21 protein-coding genes are annotated in these 20,747 nt (G+C 71.7%); 10 read left to right on the top strand and 11 right to left on the bottom strand.

Annotated features, from left to right (window positions below; translation table 11 throughout):
• Positions 1-138: 138 nt before the first annotated feature.
• From FS793_RS10650 to FS793_RS10625, 6 genes are all read right to left on the bottom strand, one after another.
• A complete protein-coding gene (locus tag FS793_RS10650) occupies positions 139-873 on the bottom strand; it encodes a MerR family transcriptional regulator (protein ID WP_144720501.1) in 735 nt (244 codons plus the stop codon).
• A 91-nt stretch (positions 874-964) separates the two neighbouring features.
• Positions 965-2,035, bottom strand: a complete 1,071-nt coding sequence (locus FS793_RS10645; protein ID WP_144720500.1) for an NAD-dependent epimerase/dehydratase family protein — start codon at positions 2,033-2,035, stop codon at positions 965-967.
• Between the two features lie 104 nt (positions 2,036-2,139).
• Positions 2,140-4,260, bottom strand: a complete 2,121-nt coding sequence (locus FS793_RS10640) for a YfhO family protein (RefSeq protein WP_144720499.1) — start codon at positions 4,258-4,260, stop codon at positions 2,140-2,142.
• 83 nt (positions 4,261-4,343) lie between these two features.
• Positions 4,344-6,443 (bottom strand): hypothetical protein, encoded by a 2,100-nt coding sequence (locus tag FS793_RS10635; protein ID WP_144720498.1) that lies wholly within the window; start codon positions 6,441-6,443, stop codon positions 4,344-4,346.
• Complete coding sequence (locus tag FS793_RS10630) at positions 6,440-6,958, bottom strand: GtrA family protein (RefSeq protein WP_144720497.1); 519 nt, start codon at positions 6,956-6,958, stop codon at positions 6,440-6,442. Before FS793_RS10630 ends, FS793_RS10635 begins: the two co-directional genes overlap by 4 nt.
• Positions 6,958-7,968 (bottom strand): glycosyltransferase family 2 protein, encoded by a 1,011-nt coding sequence (locus FS793_RS10625; protein ID WP_222123740.1) that lies wholly within the window; start codon positions 7,966-7,968, stop codon positions 6,958-6,960. Before FS793_RS10625 ends, FS793_RS10630 begins: the two co-directional genes overlap by 1 nt.
• A 188-nt stretch (positions 7,969-8,156) precedes the next feature.
• Here FS793_RS10625 and FS793_RS10620 point away from each other — a divergent pair, with 188 nt between their 5' ends.
• The 3 genes from FS793_RS10620 to FS793_RS10610 are packed head-to-tail and all read left to right on the top strand — an operon-like array spanning position 8,157 to position 10,914.
• Positions 8,157-10,175 (top strand): APC family permease, encoded by a 2,019-nt coding sequence (locus FS793_RS10620; RefSeq protein WP_186329494.1) that lies wholly within the window; start codon positions 8,157-8,159, stop codon positions 10,173-10,175.
• Positions 10,172-10,549 (top strand): fluoride efflux transporter FluC, encoded by a 378-nt coding sequence (locus FS793_RS10615; RefSeq protein WP_144720495.1) that lies wholly within the window; start codon positions 10,172-10,174, stop codon positions 10,547-10,549. Before FS793_RS10620 ends, FS793_RS10615 begins: the two co-directional genes overlap by 4 nt.
• Positions 10,546-10,914 (top strand): fluoride efflux transporter FluC, encoded by a 369-nt coding sequence (locus tag FS793_RS10610; RefSeq protein ID WP_144720494.1) that lies wholly within the window; start codon positions 10,546-10,548, stop codon positions 10,912-10,914. Before FS793_RS10615 ends, FS793_RS10610 begins: the two co-directional genes overlap by 4 nt.
• Positions 10,915-11,162: 248 nt before the next feature.
• On the opposite strand, the gene FS793_RS10605 is transcribed toward FS793_RS10610, so the two are convergent.
• Positions 11,163-12,287 (bottom strand): M20/M25/M40 family metallo-hydrolase, encoded by a 1,125-nt coding sequence (locus FS793_RS10605; RefSeq protein WP_144720493.1) that lies wholly within the window; start codon positions 12,285-12,287, stop codon positions 11,163-11,165.
• Positions 12,288-12,423: 136 nt separating this feature from the next.
• Here FS793_RS10605 and FS793_RS10600 point away from each other — a divergent pair, with 136 nt between their 5' ends.
• On the top strand, positions 12,424-12,621 hold the full coding sequence (locus FS793_RS10600; RefSeq protein ID WP_144720492.1) for a DUF3073 domain-containing protein: 198 nt from the start codon (positions 12,424-12,426) through the stop codon (positions 12,619-12,621).
• A 91-nt stretch (positions 12,622-12,712) separates the two neighbouring features.
• Positions 12,713-14,110 (top strand): L-serine ammonia-lyase, encoded by a 1,398-nt coding sequence (locus FS793_RS10595; protein ID WP_186329491.1) that lies wholly within the window; start codon positions 12,713-12,715, stop codon positions 14,108-14,110.
• On the opposite strand, the gene FS793_RS10590 is transcribed toward FS793_RS10595, so the two are convergent.
• The 4 genes from FS793_RS10590 to purM form a co-directional block, all read right to left on the bottom strand.
• Entirely contained in the window at positions 14,091-14,327 is a 237-nt protein-coding gene (locus tag FS793_RS10590) for a hypothetical protein (RefSeq protein ID WP_144720491.1), read from the bottom strand. The two genes, FS793_RS10595 and FS793_RS10590, sit on opposite strands and share 20 nt — an antisense overlap.
• A gap of 67 nt (positions 14,328-14,394) precedes the next feature.
• A complete protein-coding gene (locus FS793_RS10585) occupies positions 14,395-14,793 on the bottom strand; it encodes a hypothetical protein (protein ID WP_144720490.1) in 399 nt (132 codons plus the stop codon).
• An 86-nt stretch (positions 14,794-14,879) separates the two neighbouring features.
• Positions 14,880-15,074, bottom strand: a complete 195-nt coding sequence (locus FS793_RS10580; RefSeq protein WP_144720489.1) for a hypothetical protein — start codon at positions 15,072-15,074, stop codon at positions 14,880-14,882.
• Positions 15,075-15,169: 95 nt separating this feature from the next.
• Positions 15,170-16,261: a phosphoribosylformylglycinamidine cyclo-ligase gene (purM, locus tag FS793_RS10575; protein WP_260980122.1), complete on the bottom strand. Its 1,092-nt coding sequence runs from the start codon at positions 16,259-16,261 to the stop codon at positions 15,170-15,172.
• Positions 16,262-16,410: 149 nt separating this feature from the next.
• Here purM and FS793_RS10570 point away from each other — a divergent pair, with 149 nt between their 5' ends.
• The 5 genes from FS793_RS10570 (at position 16,411) to FS793_RS10550 (ending at position 20,708) form a co-directional block, all read left to right on the top strand.
• Positions 16,411-17,037 carry a hypothetical protein gene (locus tag FS793_RS10570; RefSeq protein ID WP_144720487.1) on the top strand — a complete coding sequence of 209 codons (627 nt, stop codon included), beginning with the start codon at positions 16,411-16,413 and terminating at the stop codon, positions 17,035-17,037.
• Positions 17,038-17,139: 102 nt separating this feature from the next.
• Positions 17,140-18,189 carry an L-threonine 3-dehydrogenase gene (gene tdh, locus FS793_RS10565; protein WP_144720486.1) on the top strand — a complete coding sequence of 350 codons (1,050 nt, stop codon included), beginning with the start codon at positions 17,140-17,142 and terminating at the stop codon, positions 18,187-18,189.
• The gene (locus FS793_RS10560; RefSeq protein WP_144720485.1) at positions 18,189-19,367 is read left to right on the top strand and encodes a glycine C-acetyltransferase; all 1,179 of its coding nucleotides are present in this window, start codon (positions 18,189-18,191) and stop codon (positions 19,365-19,367) included. Before tdh ends, FS793_RS10560 begins: the two co-directional genes overlap by 1 nt.
• Positions 19,364-20,275 (top strand): ATP-grasp fold amidoligase family protein, encoded by a 912-nt coding sequence (locus FS793_RS10555; RefSeq protein WP_144720484.1) that lies wholly within the window; start codon positions 19,364-19,366, stop codon positions 20,273-20,275. The genes FS793_RS10560 and FS793_RS10555 overlap by 4 nt, the downstream gene beginning before the upstream one ends.
• A gap of 49 nt (positions 20,276-20,324) precedes the next feature.
• On the top strand, positions 20,325-20,708 hold the full coding sequence (locus tag FS793_RS10550; protein WP_144720483.1) for a DUF1801 domain-containing protein: 384 nt from the start codon (positions 20,325-20,327) through the stop codon (positions 20,706-20,708).
• Positions 20,709-20,747: the final 39 nt, after the last annotated feature.

Below are 20,747 nucleotides of genomic sequence, written 5' to 3'. Positions count from 1 at the left end.
CCTCCGCGTCACGAGACCTCGCGACGTGCCCGCTCGACGTGATCACGCGCGTGGCTGGGCGGGAGCAGCGGTCGCGCGGTCTCGTGACGCGTGCTCGCCTGGCGGCTCGCGCGCTCCTCGACCAGCTGGTGGCGGGGCTCAGCGGCCCTTCGCGTACGCCCGCATCGCGTCCCGCACATACGCCGCCGACTCGGCTCCGCCGTACGTCGTCGCGAAGCGCTCGTCGGCCGCGTACGTCTCGGCGAGGCCGACGAACGCCTCGACCTCGGGCTCGCGCTGCCAGCTCGCGGCGATCCACCGCCAGTGCCGCGCCGCGAGCGCCTGCACCGCGTCGGCGGTCGGCGGCTCGCCCGCCTCGCGCGCCGCGGCGTAGCCGGCGACGAGGTCGACGTGCTCCTGCTGGAACGCCGCGCGACCCTCGTCGCCGAGCGAGCCCCACCAGTCCTGTCCCGAGCGCCACGCCTCGGCACCCCACCGCTCGGTGACCTCCTGCTCGTACCGCGTGTGGTCGAACCCGTCGAAGGCCCGCTGCGCGTCCATGGCGCCTCCTTCTCTCGTCGTCGTGACCGTGTGCTCCACGGCGTGGATCTGCCGGTCGATGCGGTCGCGCTCCTGGCGCAGCCATCGCAGGTGGTGCTCCAGGGCGTCCGCATCCGAGCCGCCCGCGAGCGACTCCCGGATGGCGGGGATGCCGACGCCGAGCTGCCGCAGCAGCAGGATGCGCTGCAGCCGAGCCAGCGAGCGGGCGTCGTAGTAGCGGTACCCATTCGTGCCGATGCGGCTCGCCTCGAGCAGCCCGACGTCGCCGTAGTGGCGCAGGGTGCGCGAGGTCACGCCGGCGAGGCGTGCGAGCTGCTGGATCGACCACTCCATGCCGACCACGGTAGGAGTTGACGCTGCGTCAACGTCAAGCGATCGCGGGCAGGCTCGCGCAGATCCGCGGCGCGGATCGAGGGTCGAGGCGTCAGGCCGTGGGCGTCGCAGCGCCGAGCTGCGCGTCGACCCACGACACGAGCTCGCGCAGACCGGCGTCGAGCGGCACCGCGGCCGCCCACCCGAGCACCGACTCGGTGCGCGACGTGTCGGCCCAGGCATGCCGCACGTCGCCATGACGGAAGTCGCCGGAGACCTGCGGGGCCGGCGAGCCGTACGCGGCGGCGATGACGCCCGCGACGTGCTCGACGGTCGCGTACTCCCCCGAGCCGACGTCGAGCGTCTCGACGCCCGGGGTCGACGCGGCGAGCGCAGCGCGCATCGCGGCGACGACGTCGGACACGTGCACGAAGTCGCGGCGCACGAGGCCGTCCTCGTAGAGCGGGATCGCGCGACCCTCGCGTGCCATGCGGCAGAAGAGCGGCAGGATGCCCGTGTAGGAGTTCGTGAGCGACTGGCCCACGCCGTACACGTTCTGCAGGCGCAGCACGGTGAGGGGCACGTCGTGCGCGACGCACCAGGCGGCGAGCAGGTGCTCCTGCGCGAGCTTCGTGGCGCCGTAGACGCTCACGGGGTCGGGGTGCACGACGTCGGCCCGCATGGCCACGGGCTCGGCGCCCGGGAAGTCCCACTGGCCTGCGGAGAGCTGCTCGACGCCGCGCTGACCCGGGTAGCGCAGCTCGCCGGCGAACGACCAGGCGCCCTCGCCGTACACGGCGCGCGACGAGGCGAGCACGATCCGGTCCGGGCGAGCGGATGCGGCGTCGAGCGCCTCGGTGAGCCGCGTCGTGCCGACGACGTTGGCGAGCGCGTGCCGCGACGGCTCGGCGAGCGACTGCCCGGTGCCGGTCTCGGCGGCGAGGTGCACGACGTCGAGGCGACCGGCATCGCGCAGCGCGCCGACGACCTCCGCCCATGCCGACGCGTCGGCGACGTCGCCCACGACGAGCTCGACGCCCGCGGGCAGCTCGGGGGCGGTCGCGTGCACCTGCGGCAGCAGGGAGTCGAGCACGACCACGCGGTCGTACTGCCCGAGCGTCTGTCGCAGCAGCTCGGTGCCGATGAATCCGGCACCGCCCGTCACCAGGCACGTTCGCTGCACCGCAGCCACCCTCTCTCGTCTCGGCTCGCGCCGACGGCGCCAGTCGCCGTCCGTCAGGATACTGGGGCGCGGACGCGGTCGACCCGCACGCCGCGCCGCTCGCGCTATCGGGTCGCGCCGTCGAGCACGAGCACGATGTCGCCGGGGATCACGACGCCGTTGGCCGTCGTGACGAACGAGTCCTGCTCGGGGTTGAGCTGCACGAGCACCTGGCCGCCCTCGTCGTTCTCGTCGGCGGTGAGCCGCAGCGTGTACGTCTCGCCGGCCTCGAGCACGAGGTCGCCGGTGTCGAAGGGCGTCACGCCGACCTCGAGGGTGTTGACGGGCGCCGTGCCCGTGTACACGGCGGTGCCGTCGGAGGCGAGCAGCTCGACGTGCAGCGCCGAGACGTTGACCCACACCACCTCGCCCGCGTCGAAGCCGATCTCCATCCGCGTCACCGCGATGTCGTCGGCGAAGACCATCTCCTGCTCCACGACGTTGCCGGGCAGCAGCAGGTCCGTCGTGTCGGGCACGGGCTCGACCGTCGGCGACGCCGAGGAGTAGGCGACGGCACGGGCCGGCACGACGTAGGTCGCGACGATGAGCGCGAGGAACGACGCGAGCACGCCGAGGCGCACGAGCACGACCGACCGCGGGATGCGCTCGACGTTCGGCATGCCCGCCAGGAACGCGCGGCGCGGGTAGTTGAGCACGAGCGTCGCGACGAAGCACGTGATGGCGAAGGCGACGAGGAACGGCACGCGCTCCCAGGTCACGTCTCCCGGCCACATGTCCTGCACGGAGTACCAGCGCTGCGGATCGGCGCGCGGCACGAGCTGGCCGAACAGCAGGTACTCGATGATGCCGCCGTACGTCAGCCAGCCGAGCAGCGTGTACGCCGCGATCAGCGCCAGGCCCGTGAAGGTCTCGAGCAGGGTGTTGAGCACGAGGAACCGCGGGTTGAGGAAGATGATGAGCACGCTGAACGGCGCCGCGAGCATCATCCAGTACGGGTTGATCGGCACGAGCACGCAGAAGCCGAGGAACGCGACGAGCGGGATGTAGATCGCGAACGCGATGCGCTCGCGGTCGTCGGCGACGCGCTTGGCGTACGCGAAGATCACGAGGCCCACCATGAGGCCGACGAACAGCGACGCCGTGATGCCCGAGTGCCAGTCGAAGCCCACGTAGAGCAGCCGATCGAGCATGTCGTCGGTGAAGCGTCCCGTCGAGATCTCGTAGGCGAGGTCGCCGCGGTACAGCAGCTTGCAGGCCACGAGCCCCAGCATGCCGACCACGAGCTGGCCGGCTGCGGGGATGACGCGCTTCTCGCGCAGCAGGATCAGCGGGATGAACACGAACACCGCGAAGAGCTTCAGGGTGTTGGCGGCGAGGAACCACAGCAGGAACGAGCGGGTGCGCCCGCGCATGTAGGCGTGGATCCCCAGCAGCATGAAGGCGACGGAGATGACGTCGTACTGCACGACCACGAGCACGGGCACGAACGCGGCCATCGAGCTCACGAGGAAGAAGCCCACCCAGCGCGACCGCTGCCGCGTGAGACCTGCGGTGCGCGCGATGTCGACGACCGCCTTCGCCGCGACCGCGAGGAAGAACACCATCATCGCCTTCGCCCACAGCAGGGCGGGCACCGACTCCATGTAGTCGAGGCCCGTGAGCTGGACGATGATCCACGTCGGCAGGTTCCAGATGGCGAAGACGAGGTACACCGGCACGTCGTAGACGGCGGGGTGACCCGACAGCGTCTGGTCGATGGCGATCTGGTAGAAGTCCTGCACGCGTCCCGCGAAGATCGCGTCGAGCAGGTTCAGCGAGTGGTCGAACGTCGCCCGCACGTCGGCGTAGAGGAACGTGACGAACGAGAAGACGACGATCGCGCCGAGCAGCAGCCAGTCGACGAGGCCGGGCTGCTCGGTGCGCTGGAACCAGCGACCCGCGCGGCTGCCGCCGACGGCATCCATGCCACGACCGACCGCCGACCCGACGCGCTCCTGCGCTCGGTCGAGCGCGAGCCCGACGCGGCCGGGCTGGCGTCCGCGCTCGGCCGCGGGGACGGGCGCGGTCGTGGTCGCCGAGCCTGCGGATGCGACACCGGGCGTCGCTGCTGCCGCGCCGCCCGCGCCCGCGGTCGCGGCGACGCTCGTCGGCTCGACGTCGCGGGGACCGGCGGTCGACCCGTCGCCCTGGGGGTGCTCACGGTCGGCCGTGTGATCCGTCGTCATCGGTCGATGCCCTTCTTGGAGTCTGCACAGCATCCTGCCGGATGCAGCACGCTGTCTCAGACCACGCGGGGTCGCGGTCGGCGCTACCGCAGGGCGCCGTCGAGCACGAGCACGACGTCGCCGAGCACCTCGACGCCGTTCGACGTCGTCGTGAAGGTGTCCTGCTCGGGGTTGAGCTGCACGAGCAGCTGGCCGCCCGCGTCGCTCTGCCCCGCGGTGAGGCGCAGCGTGTACGTCTCCCCCGCCTCGAGCACGAGGTCGCCGGTGTCGAAGGCCGTGACGCCGACGCCGAGCGTGTTGACGGGCGCCGAGCCCGCGGAGACGGCTGCGCCGTCGGGTCCGAGCAGCTCCACGTTCACCGCTGCGGTGTTCAGCCACGAGACCTGCGCGTCGAAGCCGACCTCGAGCTGCGTCACGGCGAGGTCGTCGTCGAAGACGATCTCCTGCTCGACGACGTTGCCGGCGACGAGCAGGTCGGTGGGGTTGGGGACGGGCGTGCTCGTTGCCGACGAGTACGCGACCGGTCGCGCCGGCACGAGGTACATCGCGAACAGCAGCCCCATGAAGGCGGCGATGGCGGCGAGGCGCACGAGCACGACCGTGCGCGGCACGCGCTCGACGTTCGGCATCCCGAGCACGAACGCGCGACGCGGGTAGTTGACGACGAGCGTCACGATGAGGCAGGCCACGAGGAAGCCGACGATGAAGGGCACGAGCCCGGCGAGCCCCACGCCCGTGAGCAGCTCCTGCAGGGTCGACCACCGCGGCGACGCGGCCGGCGGCACCACCTGGCCGAGCAGGAGGTCGTCGAAGATGCCCGCGTTGTACATCGAGAAGCCGACGAGTCCGTACGTGATGAGCAGCACGAGCCCGACGGCCGTCTCGACGAGCGTGTTGAACACGAGGAAGCGCGGGTTGAGGAAGATGATGAGCACCGCGAACGGGGCGACGAGCGTGATCCAGTACGGGTTGAGCGGCACGAGCACGCAGAAGCCGAGGAACGCGACGAGCGGGATGTAGATCGCGAACGCGATCAGCTCGCGATCGCTCGTGATGCGCTTGAGGTACGCGAAGGCGACGAGGCACACCATGAGCACGACGAACGCGGGCACGGTGACGCCCGAGTGCCAGTCGAAGCCCGAGATCGTGAGCCGATCGAGCATGTCGGTCGTGAAGCCGCCGGTCGAGATCGCGTAGGCCAGGTCGCCGCGGTAGAGCAGCTTGCACGCGAGCAGGCCGAGCATGCCGACGACGAGCTGACCCGCCGCGTGCGCGAGGCGCTTCTCGCGCAGCAGGATCAGCGGGATGAACACGAACACCGCGAAGAGCTTCATGGTGTTGGCGGCGAGGAACCACAGCAGGAACGAGCGGGTGCGGCCGCGCATGTAGGCGTGGATGCCCAGCAGCATGAGCGCGACCGACACGATGTCGTACTGCACGATCACGAGCACGGGCACGAACGCGGCCATCGAGCTCACGAGGAAGAAGCCGACCCAGCGCGACCGCTGCCGCGTGAGGCCCGCGGTGCGCGCGATGTCGATGACCTTCTTCGCCGCGAGGGCGAGGAAGAACACCATCATCGCCTTGAGCCACAGCTGGCCGGGCACCGAGCTCAGGTAGTCGAAGCCCGTGACCTGGTGGATGAGGTAGGTCGGGAGGTTCCAGATGCCGAAGACGAGGTAGACGGGCACGTCGTAGACGGCGGGATGGCCGAACGTGTTGTTGTCGATCGCGATCTGGTAGAAGTCCTGCAGACGTCCCGTGAACAGGGCGTCGAGGAAGTTCATCGAGTGCTCGTACGTCGCGCGCACGTCGCCGTAGAGGAAGGTGACGAACGCGAGGATCGCGAGGGCGCCGAGCAGCAGCCAGTCGACGACGCCGGGCTGCTCGGTGCGCTGGAACCAGCGCCCGACGACGCTGCGGCGCAGGGCGTCGGAGCCGCGGCCCAGCGTCCCGCCGACGCGCGCCTGAGCGCGGTCGAGCGCGAGGCCGACGCGGCCGGGCTGCCAGCCGTCGACGGTCGTGCTGGCGGAGGCGGAGGCGGTGGCGGCCGCAGCGGCCGTCGCCGGCACGACGGACTCGGTCGCGGGGTCGTGCGACGGCTCGGGCGCGACCGCGGTGTCCTCGACGCCGTCGGCGCCGCTCGTCGCGTGCTCGCGGCCAGCCGCGTCGTCCCTCGTCATCCCTCGATGCCCTTCCCGGTGGTCTGCGCAGCATCCTGCCCCGTCGACGCGACCTGCCTGCGGAGGCCGGGCCGCTCGATGAGCATCTTGCGAGCGATGAAGTTGTAGACGAGCACGATGGCCGTCGCGATGAGCTTGCCCACCTCCGGCCACACGCCGAGCAGCTCGACGGACAGGAAGAGGATGAGCTGGTTGAGGCCGAGCGCCACGATGTTGAGCCCGACGTAGATCGCGAACTCCTTGGCCACCGAGCGGCCCGGCTGCGCCACGAACACGAACTTGAGCGTGAGCACGTAGTTGAGGACGAGCGACAGCGAGAACGAGATCGTGCTCGCGACGACGTACGGCACGCCCAGCACGGTGTGCAGCAGCAGGAACAGGCCGTAGTCGACCGTGAACGAGATGCCGCCGACGATGAGGAACTTGCCGAACTGGATGGCGAGCCTGCGCATGCGCACGCTGCGCGCGTCGGGCACGTCGGCAGCCGCGGCCGCCGCCCCGGCTGCCTCGGGCATCAGGCCGGCTCGGGGCGCGGGTGCTCGGCCTCGCCCGTCGACGCGTCGGGCAGGCGACCGGTGCGTCCGCCGCGCAGGTTGACCCACTCGCCGACGACGACGCGCGGCTTGCGCGTGATGCGGCCGTTGATGCTGAGGATGTACTCGCCCAGCACGCCGATGAAGAACAGCTGGACGGCGCCCAGCAGGAAGATGCCGACCGTGACCGATGCCTCGCCCGCCGAGTAGCGCTCCCAGTCGACGAGCTTGTTGATGAGCACGAACACGGCGACGCCGAGGCACACGACGCCGACGATGCCGGCGAAGAACGTCGCGAAGCGCATCATGAGCTTCGTCGAGGCCGTGAGGCCCTGCATCGCGAAGTCGTAGTTCTTCAGGAAGTTGAAGTTCGACTTGCCTCGGGCGCTCTTCGCCTGGTCGTACTGCACGATCGCGATGTCGAGCCCGTACTCGGCGACGATGGCCTTGAAGAACGGCTGCACGTCGTCGATGTCCTTGAGCGTCTCGACGAACTCGCGGTCGTAGAGGCCGTAGCCCGTGAAGCGCGCGATCTGCGTCGTGTCCGACAGGTGGTGGATCGTCGTGTAGTAGACGCGGCGCAGGATGGTCATGAACCAGCCCTCGTCGCTGGAGCGGCGCTGGCCGACGACGACCTTGTCGCCCTGCTCCCAGCGCTCGACGAACTCGGGGAGGTTCTCGGGCGGGTCCTGCAGGTCGCCGAACAGCATGAAGGTGGCGTCGCCGCTGCCGTAGGTGAGCGCCGAGAAGATGTTGCGGTGGAAGCCGAAGTTCTTGGCGTTGAAGACGCCCTTGACGTGGCTGTCCTGCTTCGCGAGGCGTCGGATGGTGCCGCGCGTGCCGTCGGTCGAGAAGTCGTCGACGAAGATGATCTCGTAGTCGTACGCGGGCAGGCGATCGCGGAACACCGCGGTCACGCGGTCGACCATCTCCTCGACGCTACGTTCCTCGTTGTAGCTGGGGATGACGACGCTGATCGTCTTCCTGGTCAAGGGCGCTCCTCGTTCACGTCCTGCAGATGCTCCCGCAGATGGAGCCAGGGAAGCGTACCGCACCGCCGGTCGTCGACCGCTGGCCGCGGCGGCGGACCGACGGCGTCGCGCAGCGCATCCGGTCGCGTCTCGCACCCGCGCGTCACGGCGCTGCCCCGGGGCCGCATCCAGGAGTAGCATCACGCGCTGTGACACTGGACGAGCGCTCCCCGAAGCGCTGGATCATCGGCAAGCCGCTCCCCACCGAGCAGCTCGAGGGCGAGCTGCTGCCGAAGAAGGTCGCGCTGCCGATCTTCGCGTCCGACGCGCTGTCGTCGGTGGCGTACGGCCCGCAGGAGATGTTCCTCATCCTCACGATCGGCGGCCTCGCGATGCTCGCGAACGCGCCGTACGTGGCGCTCGGCGTCATGCTGCTCATCGCGATCGTCGTGGCGGGCAACCTGCAGACGGTGAAGGCGTACCCGTCGGGCGGCGGCGACTACGAGGTCGCGCACCGCAACCTCGGTCCGCGTGCGGGCCTCGTCGTCGCGAGCGCGCTCCTCATCGACTACGTGCTGACGGTCGCGGTGTCGGTCGCGTCGGGCGTCGACAACATCATCTCCGCCTTCCCGCAGCTCGACCCCTTCCGGGTCGAGCTCGCCGTGGGCTTCATCGTGCTGCTCGCCGCCGTGAACCTGCGCGGCGTGCGCGAGTCGGGGCGCGCGTTCGCGATCCCCACCTACCTCTTCATCGCATCCGTCGTCGTCCTGGTCGTGACGGGACTCGTGCAGACGCTCACGGGCGACGCCCCCGTGGCCACGTCGGCGCAGTACTCGGTCGACACGGATGCGCTGAGCCAGGCGGCCATCATGCTCCTGCTGCTGCGCGCCTTCGCCTCCGGCTGCTCGGCGCTCACGGGCATCGAGGCGATCTCGAACGGCGTGCCCGCGTTCCGCAGGCCCAAGGTGCGCAACGCGCGGATCACGCTCGTGCTGCTGGGCGTCGTGTCGATGTCGATGTTCGCCGGCATCACGTTCCTCGGCCTCGTCTCGCAGGTGCACTACGCGGAGGATCCGTGCGACCTCGTCGGGTTCACGGCATGCGAGACGACGCCGCAGCAGTCGGTGATCGGCCAGCTGGGCGCGGCGGTGTTCGGCGACGGGTCGCCGCTGTTCTTCGTGCTGCTCGTCGCGACGGCGCTCGTGCTGCTGCTCGCCGCCAACACCGCGTTCAACGGGTTCCCGCTGCTCGGCAGCGTGCTCGCCGATCACGGCTTCGCCCCCAAGGCGCTGCGCACGCGCGGCGACCGCCTCGTGTACTCCAACGGCGTCGTCGTGCTGGCGCTCGGCGCCGTGCTGCTCATCGTGCTGACGCAGGCGAACCTCAACCAGCTCATCCAGATGTACATCATCGGCGTCTTCGTGTCGTTCTCGTTCGGGCAGACCGGCATGGTCGTGCACTGGCTGCGGCTGAAGCGCGACCCCAGGCGGCGCAGCGAGTTCAACCCCGCCGCCTTCACGATCAACGTCGTCGGCGCCATCGCGACGGCGACGGTGCTCGTGGTCGTCACCATCACCAAGTTCACGCACGGCGCGTACCTCGTCTTCCTCATCGGTCCCGTGCTGTGGGTGCTCATGTGGGCGATCCAGCGCTACTACGGCCGCGTGCGTCGCGAGATCGAGCCCGACGTCGACACCGTGTTCGGCGCGCGCGGCGACCACGCGATCGTGCTCGTCGGCGACCTCACGAAGCCCGTGCTCAAGGCGCTCGACTACGCCATCGCGGCGAAGCACGAATCGCTCGAGGCCGTGCACTCCGCGATCGACATGGATGCGGCGAAGCGCTTGAAGAAGGCGTGGATCCGACAGGGCATCCGCGTGCCGCTGCGGCTGCTGCCGAGCCCGTACCGCGACGTGTCGCAGCCCGTGATCGAGCACATCGAGGAGCGCCGGGCCGAGCACGGGCCCGAGGTCGTGACCGTCTACATGCCGACCTACGTCGTCGGGCACTGGTGGGAGCGGGTGCTGCACGGCCACAAGTCGCGGCGGGTGCGGCAGCGGCTCGCGCTCACGCACGGCGTCACCGTCGCGCTCGTGCCGTGGCGGCTGCAGTCGGCGCGGCTGCTCGAGGAGCGGGAGTCGCGCCCGCTGCCCGGCGACGCACGCCGCGGCACGGCGCGTCGCCCGCGCCCCGTCACGAGACAGCACCACTCGGGCCATCGCCGGTGAGCCGACTGCTCCCCTGGCTCGCCGTGCTCGTGGGCGGCGCGCTCGGCACGGGGCTGCGCACGTCGATCGATCTCGCGACGCTCGACGCGCATCCGTGGCAGACCCTCGGCATCAACGTCGTCGGCGCCTTCGTGCTCGGGCTGCTCGTCGCCCGCGTCTGGCCCGTCGCGCCCGACTGGGTGCGCGCGGGCCTCGGCACGGGCGTCCTCGGCGGCTTCACGACGTTCAGCGCGCTCGCGCTCGTGGTGGCGCAGCATCCGGATGCCGTGACGCTCGGGTACCTGGTCGCGTCGATCGCGCTCGGCATCGCGGCCGCGTGGGCGGGGCTGCGGCTCGGCAGCCGACCGCGCGCGGCGATGGAGGTCGACGAGTGATCGCGGGGCTCGGCATCGTGCTCGTGGCGCTCGCCGGCGGGGTCGGCGCCGTCGTGCGCTTCGCCCTCGCACGCCTGGGGCATCCCGACCGCCTGCCGTGGCCGATCCTCGTCGCCAACCTCGCGGGCGCCTTCGTGGCCGGCCTCGCGACGAGCGTGCTCGGTGGCGAGCCGCTGCTGCTGCTCGTCGTCGTGACGGGCTTCTGCGGCGGCCTCACGACGTTCTCGACGTGGATGGTCGAGACGGTGCAGCTCGCCGACCGGCGCCGCATGCGCGCGGCGGTCGCGAACGTCGCGGTGACGCTCGTCGCGGGCGTCGCCCTCGCCGCCGTCGGCCTCTGGCTCGGCGCGCTGCTCGCCGCCTGAGCGCTCGCGCTCGCTCCCACCAGCTGGATGGGGTGACGAGCGCCCGATGGACGCGACCCGCCACCAGCTGGTCGAGGAGGCCGCAGCCGCAGGCTGCAGCCGTCACGAGACCACGCGACGAGCCCGCCCGACGCGACCATGCGCACGATCGGGCAGGAGCGGCGGTCCCGTGGTCTCGTGACGCGTGCTCGCCCTTCGGGCTCGCGCGCTCCTCGACCAGCGGGTGGGCGACGCCTTCGTGTGCGGCGCTAGGAGGCGAGGAGGCGGCGCACGAGGCCCGCGACGAGGGCCGTGCGCGGCGCGAACGCCGCCCGCACCGCATGCTCGTGGTCGGCGTGGGCACCGCCGCCCCACGGGCCGAGGCCGTCGAGGGTCGGGATGCCCGCGCCGGCCGTGAAGTTGCCGTCCGACCCTCCGCCCACGGCCGTCTCGCGCAGCGGCTCGAAGCCGAGCTCCACCGCGACCGCGGCGGCCTGCGTGTAGAGGTCGACCGCCATCGCGCGCTCGAGCGGCGGGCGGTTGATGCCGCCGTGCACGACGATCGCGGCGCCCTCGAGCGGCGAGACGAGGGCGCGGATCGCGTCGTCGACGCGCTGCTGCTCGGCGACGGTCCACGCGCGCACGTCGACGGCGATCCATGCCGACGCCGGCACCGTGTTCGTGGTCGTGCCCGCCTGCAGCACCGTGGGCGTCACGCTCGTGCCGGCCGCGGCGTCGCCCAGCCCGGTCATGGCGAGCACGGCGTGCGCGAGCGCGACGGCGGCGTTGACGCCCAGCTCGGGCTCGACGCCGGCGTGCGCGGCTCGGCCCACGATCTCGAGGCGGTAGATCGACACGCCCTTGCGGCCCGTCTTCACCTCGCCGCCGTGCGCGGCGGCCTCGAGCACGAGCGCCGCCTGCGCCGTCGACGCCTCGATGATGGGGCGCGAGGTCGGCGACCCGACCTCCTCGTCGCCCGTGACGAGCAGGTCAACGCCCTCGAGCGCCGCATCCCCTCCCGCCTCGCGCAGCATCGCGAGGGCGTGCACGGCGATGGCGATGCCGCCCTTCATGTCGACGGTGCCGGGCCCCGAGACGAGGTCGCCGTCGGTCAGCGGGATGCGGTCGACGGTGCCGAGCGGCCACACGGTGTCGTGGTGGCACAGCAGCAGCACGCGGGGCTCGCCCCACGTGGCGCGCACGTGCACATGCCCGTCGACCGTCTGCTCCGTCACGGTCGCGCCGAGCCGCTCGACGAGCAGGTCGCGCACGGCGTCGGCGCTGCGACGCGACGCCGCGGCGTCGCGCGAGGGCGACTCGACGGCGCAGAGCGCGAGCGTGTCTGCGACGATCGCGTCGACCCGGTCGTTCGCGGCGGCGGCCAGGTCGTGCATGCGTGCTCCATCCATCCATGGCGCTCCACGATCGGGATGCGCCGCCGTGCTATTCTGCCGGTTGGCTTGCAAAGCGCGGTGGCGCGCGCATACCGCCCGCAGTATGGATGCGGGCGTTCTCTGTTGGGGGTGCAGCATGGGTCGTGGTCGTCAGAAGGCCAAGCACACGAAGATCGCTCGTGAGCTGAAGGCATACAGCCCGAACGTGAACTACTCGGCGCTCGAGCGCGAGATCGGTACTCCGCACGAGAGCGACGAGTACGTCGACAAGTGGGCGGACTACGCCGACGACGACTCCGACCAGGACGACGAGTACCAGGGCCGCAGCGCCTGACGTGACCTCCGTCTTCCGGCCGCTGCGCGACGATGCGCCTGCGGCTGCCCTCGGGTCGCACGCGACCGAGACCGCGCCGGTCTTCGAGTCGCTGTCCGTGCTCGACCTCTTCCGCGTGGGCATCGGGCCGTCGTCGTCGCACACCGTCGGTCCCATGCGCGCCGCGTGGGACTTCGTGCGCCTGCTCGACGCCGCCGACGCTCGCGCAGCGACGACGCGACTGCGCATCGACCTGTTCGGATCGCTCGGCGCGACCGGCTCGGGCCACGGCACCGACACGGCGGTGATGCTGGGCCTGTCGGGTCTCGCGCCCGACACCGTGACGACCGACGAGATCGCCCAGACGCTCGCCGCGATCCGCGCCGACCGATCGCTGCTGCTCGGCGGCGAGCACGCCGTGCCGTTCGATGCCGCGACCGCCGTGGTCTTCCGCCCGCTGACGCTGCGCCCGGAGCATCCGAACGCGCTGCGCATCACGGCGTACGACGCCGACGGCGAGACGCTGCAGTCGCACGGCTACTACTCGATCGGCGGCGGCTTCGTCATGCGCCACGACGAGGGCGACGTGCTGGCGCCCGTGCCCGAGCCCGCGGAGGCCGCCGGGCCGCTGCCCATGCCCTTCACGACGGGCGACCAGCTGCTCGCGCACTGCCGCGCGACCGGACTCTCGATCGCCGACGTCATGCTCGCGAACGAGGCCGCGTGGCGTTCGGAGGCCGAGACCGTCGCAGCCCTCGAGCACATCTGGCAGGTCATGCAGGACTGCGTGGATGCGGGCATCCGCACCGACGGCATCCTGCCGGGCGGCCTCGACGTGAAGCGACGCGCGAAGGGCTGGCACGACAAGCTGCTCGCGCGCGACGCGGCGGGCGCCGACGCTCGCGACCTGCTCGAGGGCATGGAGTGGGTCAACCTCTTCGCCCTCGCCGTCAACGAGGAGAACGCCGCAGGCAACCGCGTCGTCACCGCGCCGACGAACGGCGCGGCCGGCATCATCCCCGCCGTCATGCACTACGCCGACCGCTTCGTGCAGCTCGACGATCGGCGCCTGCCATGGGCGGTGGAGTTCCTGCTCGTCGCGGGCGCGATCGGCATCATCATCAAGGCGAACGCGTCGATCTCGGGCGCCGAGGTCGGCTGCCAGGGTGAGGTCGGCTCGGCGTGCGCGATGGCGGCGGCGGGCTTCGCGTCGGTGATCGGCGCGACGCCCGAGCAGATCGAGAACGCCGCCGAGATCGGCATCGAGCACAACCTCGGGCTCACGTGCGACCCCATCAAGGGCCTCGTGCAGATCCCCTGCATCGAGCGCAACGCCATGGCGTCGGTCAAGGCGATCAACGCCGCGCGCATGGCCTGCCACGGCGACGGCACGCACTACGTGACGCTCGACACCGCCGTCGAGACGATGCGACGCACGGGTGCCGACATGAGCGACAAGTACAAGGAGACCGCCATGGGCGGCCTCGCCGTCACCTACGTCGAGTGCTGAGCGCGCGGACGCATCCGTCCGCGCATCCGGCCGTCAGCACAGGAACGGCAGCGACGCCGAACGTGGTCTTGGGGCTGCGCGGCGCGGCGTAGGCGGCCGCGTACGCGTACGGCTGCTGGGCGAGGTGCTGCGGCGACCCGTAGGGCGCCGGCTGCAGGTACGCCGACGGCTGGTGCTGCGTCGGCTGGCCGTAGGGGGTGCCGGAGAGACTGGTCACGATGCTGCTCCTCGGATGCGCGTGAGGGCCCCGCGGTCGCGGGGCCCTCATGCGGTGCTGACCTCGGTCAGGACATGTAGTACGCGCCACCAGCGGCGAAGAAGACGATGAGACCGAAGGCGATCGTCCACGCGAACGGTGCCCAGATCAGCCCGATGGCGCCGGACACGATCGCCGTGATCGACATGCCCTTCGAGTTCTCCTTGATGAGCCCCACGATGCCGAGCGCGATGGCGGCGATGTTGTTGATGAAGAGCGGGAGGAGCAGACCCGAGAGGCCGAGGATCATGCCCCACAGGCCGAACGTCTTCTTGTCGCTCTTGGGCTTGGGCGCGCCGTACCCGGCGTACTGGTTCTGGCCGTACTGGGGCGTCGCGTACGACGACTGCGGCGCGGAGTAGGCGGGCTGTGCGGGCGTCGAGTACGACGGCTGCTGCGGCTCCTGGCCGGGAGGGGTGTAGGTCATGGTTCGCCTTCTCGATGGTGCGGGCGGTGCGGCCCGGGGCGTGGCCGATCCTACGCGCGGGCTGTGGGCGTTTCCTAGGAGCGCGATCAGCCCAGCGACGCGTGCGCCGCGAGGGCGAGCGCCGACATGCCTGCGAAGGCTGCGGACGCACCGACGCCCGCGAGCAGGCCGATCGTGACGCGGTCGACGCGTCGAGCGCGCGACTGCATGGGAGGCACGACCTGCGGGGCGGGAGCCGCGAGACGCGGCGGGAGCTGCACGGTTCCGGTCGTCATCGTCATGGCATCGACGATGCCCGACGCCACTGACGCTGGTCCGAAGGTCTCCTGGACGTCGCTTGGACGTCCTCCGGACGATGCTTGGACGCAGGCGCGGGTCAGGCGTGCGTGCCCGTGAGCCGCACGGCGCCGCCGTCGACGCCCTTGGCGCCCTGCACCCAGCCCTCGGACTCGGGGGTCGCATCCGCCGCCTGCACCTCGCCCGCGACCCACGCGGGGATGCCGGCGGCCTCGGAGTCGGCGACGACCGCGGCCGCATCGGCCCGATCGACGATCGCGATCATGCCGAGGCCGAGGTTCCACGTGCCCTCGGTCGCGACGAGGTCGTGGCCGCCGATCGACGCGAGCGCGCGGAACACCTCCGGCACGGCCCAGCCGCGCTGCAGCTCGACGGCGAGGCCCGTGGGGAGCACGCGCGCGAGGTTCGCGGCGATGCCGCCGCCCGTCACGTGGCTGATGGCGTGGATGGCGCGGCCCTCGGCGAGCATCGCGACGAGCGGGCTCGTGTAGAGGCGCGTCGGCTCGAGCAGCACCTCGGCGGCCACGCCGCCCAGCTCGTCGACGTGGCTCGTCAACGCGATGCCCTTGTCGGCGAGGATGTGGCGCACGAGCGAGAAGCCGTTGGAGTGCAGGCCGCTCGACGCCATCGCCACGACGGCGTCGCCCGCGCGCACGCGGTCGGGGCCGAGCAGCGCATCCGCCTCGACGATGCCCACGGCCGCGCCGGCCACGTCGTAGTCGTCGGGGCCGAGGAGTCCGGGGTGCTCGGCGGTCTCGCCGCCGACGAGCGCCGTGCCGGTGGCCTCGCACGCCGCGGCGATGCCGCGCACGATGTCGGCGATGCGCACGGGCTCGATGCGGCCGCACGCGATGTAGTCGGTCATGGCGAGGGGCTTCGCGCCCACGACGACGATGTCGTCGACGACCATGCCCACGAGGTCCTGGCCGATGGTGTCGTGCTTGTCGATCGCCTGCGCGAGCGCGACCTTCGTGCCCACGCCGTCGGTCGACGAGGCGAGCAGCGGCCGGCGGTAGTCGCCTGCGGCAGAGAGGTCGAAGAGGCCGGCGAAGCCGCCGACGCCGCCCACGACGCCTGCGCCGTGCGTGCGGGCCACGGCCGCCTTCATGAGCTCGACGGCGCGGTCGCCCGCTGCCGTGTCGACGCCTGCTGCCGCGTAGAGATCCGTCACGGCTCCAGGGTACCGGCGGGACGCATGCGGATCCGTCGGGGAGGGCGGCGCCACCGCACGGTGCTCGAGGATCGCGACGGCGGGGTGCGGCGCAGGTGGCCGCACGCCGCGGGGCTGCCGCCGGCCCGGCATCCGTGAGAGCGTCGAGCATGGTCCCGACGCCCGACGACCCGGCGACGCCCGAGCCCGCATGGCTGGCACGGCTGCCACCCGCGGCGCAGCGCAGCGTGCGCGAGGGTCGCAGCCGCCTCGATCCGCGGCGCGTCGGCGCCCTCGTGGGCATCGCCGGCGGGCTCGTCTTCGTGCTCGCGAACCTGGCCTGGGCGCCGATGCCGATCACGCTCCTCGTCTGCGGGCTCGCGATCGCGCTCGCAGCCGCCACGCTCTGGGCGCTCTTCGGCGCGCCTCGCGCGCTCGGCGCACCCGCATCCGTCGGGGTCGGCGCATGGTGGGCGTACCTCGCATCCGTCGCGGGGATGCTGGCGCTCATCGCCGGCGCGCGGCTGCTGCTCACGAGCACGGGGCATGCCGCCGCGATCCCCATCGCGATCGCCGTCGCCGTGGGGCTGCACTTCCTGCCGTTCGCTCGCGCCTTCCACGAGCGCCACTTCGTCGACCTCGCGGTCGCCCTCGTCGCGATCGGCGCCGTCGGGCTCGTGACCGCGATCGTGGGGGGCGAGCCTGCGGGCGAGGCGTCCGCGGTGGTCGCCGGCCTCGCGATGCTCGCCCTCATGCTCGCCTACGCCGTGCGGGGGCGAGCCCTCTCGGCCCGCTGACGCCGACGCGGGCTGCGCTCCGGCTCGTCGCGCAGGGCACGTCACATGCCCATCGAGCGTGGAAGGATCGGTGACGACCCGAATGACGTCGATGGAGACCCCATGCGAGCACTCGTCACGGCGGGCGAGCCCGGACTGCGTCTGACCGACGTGCCCGAGCCGACCGTCCCACCCGGCCATGTCGCGCTGCTCGTGCTGCGCGCAGGCATCTGCGGCACCGACCTGCACATCGACGCCTGGGATGCGTGGGCGCAGGCCGCGGTGCGCCCCGGCCTCGTCGTGGGGCACGAGCTCGTCGGCGAGATCGTCGAGGTCGCCGACGGCGTCGTCGACCTCGCGGTCGGGCAGATCGCATCGGTCGAGGGGCACGTCGTGTGCGGCACGTGCCGCAACTGCCGCGCCGGCCGCCGTCACCTGTGCATCCGCACGTCGAACCTGGGCGTGCAGCGCGACGGCGCCTTCGCCGAGCGCGTCGTCGTGCCGGCCACGAACGTGTGGGTGCATCCGGGTCGCACGATCGGCACGGTGAGCGACGCCGAGCTCGACGTCTTCGGCATCTTCGACCCGTTCGGCAACGCCGTGCACACCGCGCTGAAGTTCCCCGTGGTCGGCGAAGACGTGCTCGTGACCGGCGCGGGACCGATCGGCCTCATGGCCGCGGCCGTCGCCCGCCACGTCGGCGCCCGCCACATCCTCGTGACCGACGTCGCGCCCGCGCGCCTCGAGCTCGCGCGGTCGATGGGCTTCGAGGCCATCGACGTGCGGACCGAGCGGATCGAGGACGCGCAGGTGCGGTTCGGCATGCGCGAGGGCTTCGACGTGGCGCTCGAGATGTCGGGGGCGCCGAGCGCGCTGCCCGCGATCATCGACAACCTGAACTTCGGCGGCCGCATCGCGATGCTCGGGCTGCCGTCGCAGTCGATCGACATCGACTGGGCGAAGGTCGTGAGCCACATGCTCACGATCCAGGGCATCTACGGCCGCGAGATGTACGAGACCTGGTACGCCATGTCGTCGCTCGCCGAGACGGGCCTCGACGTGTCGCCCGTCATCACGCACCGGTTCGCGTTCGCGGACTGGGCGGAGGCGTTCGAGGTCGCCCGTTCGGGCGCGGCCGGCAAGGTCGTGCTCGACATGACGAAGGAGGCGTGATGTACGGCATCAAGGATGCGCTGGCGCAGGAGCTGGCGGAGATCGACGAGGCGGGGCTGACGAAGCGCGAGCGGGCGATCGCGGGACCGCAGGGCGCGACGGTGAGGGTGCGCGACGCGTCGGTGCTGAACCTCTGCTCGAACAACTACCTGGGGCTCGCCGACCATCCGGCGATCGTGTCGGCGGCGAAGACGGCGCTCGACGACTGGGGCTTCGGCATGGCGTCGGTGCGGTTCATCTGCGGCACGCAGGAGCAGCACCTCGAGCTCGAGCGGCGCCTGTCGTCGTTCCTCGGGCAGGAGGACACCATCCTCTACTCGTCGTGCTTCGACGCGAACGGCGGCTTGTTCGAGACGTTGCTGGGCGCCGAGGATGCCGTGATCTCGGATGCGCTCAACCACGCGTCGATCATCGACGGGGTGCGCCTGTCGAAGGCGGCCAGGTACCGGTACGCGAACCGCGACATGGGCGAGCTCGAGGCGCGGCTGCAGGAGGCGGCGGGCGCGCGGCGCCGGCTCATCGTGACCGACGGCGTGTTCTCGATGGACGGCTACCTCGCCCCGCTCGGGGCGATCTGCGACCTCGCCGAGCGGTACGACGCCATGGTGATGGTCGACGACTCCCACGCCGTGGGCTTCACCGGCGACACCGGCGCCGGCACCCCCGAGCTCGCGGGCGTCTCGGACCGCGTCGACATCATCTCCGGCACGCTCGGCAAGGCGCTCGGCGGCGCATCCGGCGGCTACATCGCCGCCCGAGCGGAGATCGTGGCGCTGCTGCGCCAGCGATCGCGGCCGTACCTCTTCTCGAACGCGCTCGCGCCGTCGGTCGTGGCCGGGTCGATCGCCGCGCTCGACCTCGTGGAGGGCGCCGGCGAGCTGCGCGAGCGGCTGCAGCGGTCGACGGCTCGGTTCAAGAGGGGCATGGAGGAGGCGGGCTTCGAGCTGCTGCCGGGCACGCATCCCATCACCGCCGTGATGTTCCACGACGCACGGCTCGCGTCGCAGATCGCCGACGCGATGCTCGAGGAGGGCGTCTACGTGACGGCCTTCTCGTTCCCCGTCGTGCCGCGCGGCGAGGCGCGCATCCGCGTGCAGATCTCGGCCGCGCACTCCGACGACGACGTCGACCGCGCGATCGCGGCCTTCGTGGCGTCGCGCGCTCGCGTGCAGGGATGACCGAGCCCGAGCGGTCGCTGCCTCGCGCCCGCTGGCGCGGCCGCTCGAGACTGGTCCGCCTCGCGCGCCTCTGGCGCACGAGGCGGCCGCGACGGTTCACCGAGAAGGTGTGCTACAAGATGCTGCGCGACCGTCGCGAGCTGCTCGTGACGTTCGCCGACAAGGCGGCCGTGCGCGGACACGTCATCCAGGCCGGGTACGGGCATCTGCTGCCCGAGGCGCTCGCGGTGCTCGACGACGCCGACGCGCTGCTCGCCCTCGACCTGCCCGAGTCGTACGTCGTGAAGCCGACGCACGGCAGCGGCGCCGCGATCGTCGTCTCGCCCGCGGCGCCGGTCGACGCGACGCTGCCTCGCCCCGAGTGGGGCTGGGTCTACGCCCACGTGCGACCCGAGGCCGTCGAGCGCGGCGCGCTGCGCGACATCGCCGACCGGTGGTGCGAGCAGCTCTACGGGCGCGGTCCGAACGAGGAGTGGGCGTACAGCCGCATCCGGCCGCGCATCATCGTCGAGGAGCGGCTCGTCGGCGCCGACGGTGGCATCCCCGACGACTGCAAGCTCTTCGTGTTCCACGGTCGCGTCCGCTACGTCGAGATGGACTCGGGACGCTTCGGCACCCGCACGCAGGACTTCTTCGACGTCGACTGGCAGCACCTGCCGCTCAGCGGCGGCCCGGCGTGGGCCGACCCGCCGCATCCCAGGCCCGATCGCCTCGACGAGATGATCACGATCGCCGAGCGCCTCGGCGCCGACACCGACTTCGTGCGGGTCGACCTCTACCTGCTGCCCGACCGGATCGTGTTCGGCGAGCTCACGAGCTACCCCGCCGGCGGGCACAGCCCGTTCGATCCCGACGCGTACGACGTCGAGTTCGGCAGCCATTGGACGGTGCCGCGGCGATACCGCTGAGGCCGGGAGCATGGTGGCGGTGCCGCTCCCGTGCGCCTACCGTGGCCCCATGCTGGCCAACAGGTCCGTCGAGGTCGACGCGTTCATGGATGCCCTCGACCATCCGATGGCCGGACACGTGCAGCGGATCCGTCTCGCGATCCTCGACCGCGAGCCGCAGCTCGTGGAGCGCATCAAGTGGAGGGCGCCGAGCCTCGCCGTCGACGACGTCGATCGCGTGACCTTCCACTTGCGTCCGACGGACCGCGTCTCGCTCATCCTGCACCGGGGCGTGCGGCCGGTCGACGACGCGACGCCCTTCCGGTTCGACGACCCCAGCGGGCTGCTGTCCATGATCACCGACGAGCGCGGACAGGTCGTGCTGGCGGCGCCGGACGTCGACGAGCGCCTCGACGACCTGCTGCGCCTCGTGCACGACTGGGTGCGCGCCTGACCCGATCGCTGACGAGGACGGCGTCGGCGTGCCACGCGC

Origin of the sequence: Agrococcus jejuensis, assembly GCF_007679035.1 — a bacterium.
GTDB classification, from domain to species: domain Bacteria; phylum Actinomycetota; class Actinomycetes; order Actinomycetales; family Microbacteriaceae; genus Agrococcus; species Agrococcus jejuensis_A.
This window is presented reverse-complemented; position numbering and strand designations above follow the sequence as displayed.

Bases quoted from the DNA above. Each gene is read 5' to 3' on its own strand.
- FS793_RS10650 (WP_144720501.1), bottom strand. From the start codon at position 873: ATGGAGTGGTCGATCCAGCAGCTCGCACGCCTCGCCGGCGTGACCTCG.
- FS793_RS10640 (WP_144720499.1), bottom strand. From the start codon at position 4,260: ATGACGACGGATCACACGGCCGACCGTGAGCACCCCCAGGGCGACGGG.
- FS793_RS10635 (WP_144720498.1), bottom strand. From the start codon at position 6,443: ATGACGAGGGACGACGCGGCTGGCCGCGAGCACGCGACGAGCGGCGCC.
- FS793_RS10630 (WP_144720497.1), bottom strand. From the start codon at position 6,958: ATGCCCGAGGCAGCCGGGGCGGCGGCCGCGGCTGCCGACGTGCCCGAC.
- FS793_RS10605 (WP_144720493.1), bottom strand. From the start codon at position 12,287: ATGCACGACCTGGCCGCCGCCGCGAACGACCGGGTCGACGCGATCGTC.
- FS793_RS10600 (WP_144720492.1), top strand. From the start codon at position 12,424: ATGGGTCGTGGTCGTCAGAAGGCCAAGCACACGAAGATCGCTCGTGAG.
- FS793_RS10585 (WP_144720490.1), bottom strand. From the start codon at position 14,793: ATGACCTACACCCCTCCCGGCCAGGAGCCGCAGCAGCCGTCGTACTCG.
- FS793_RS10580 (WP_144720489.1), bottom strand. From the start codon at position 15,074: ATGACGATGACGACCGGAACCGTGCAGCTCCCGCCGCGTCTCGCGGCT.
- FS793_RS10570 (WP_144720487.1), top strand. From the start codon at position 16,411: ATGGTCCCGACGCCCGACGACCCGGCGACGCCCGAGCCCGCATGGCTG.
- tdh (WP_144720486.1), top strand. From the start codon at position 17,140: ATGCGAGCACTCGTCACGGCGGGCGAGCCCGGACTGCGTCTGACCGAC.
- FS793_RS10560 (WP_144720485.1), top strand. From the start codon at position 18,189: ATGTACGGCATCAAGGATGCGCTGGCGCAGGAGCTGGCGGAGATCGAC.
- FS793_RS10555 (WP_144720484.1), top strand. From the start codon at position 19,364: ATGACCGAGCCCGAGCGGTCGCTGCCTCGCGCCCGCTGGCGCGGCCGC.
- FS793_RS10550 (WP_144720483.1), top strand. From the start codon at position 20,325: ATGCTGGCCAACAGGTCCGTCGAGGTCGACGCGTTCATGGATGCCCTC.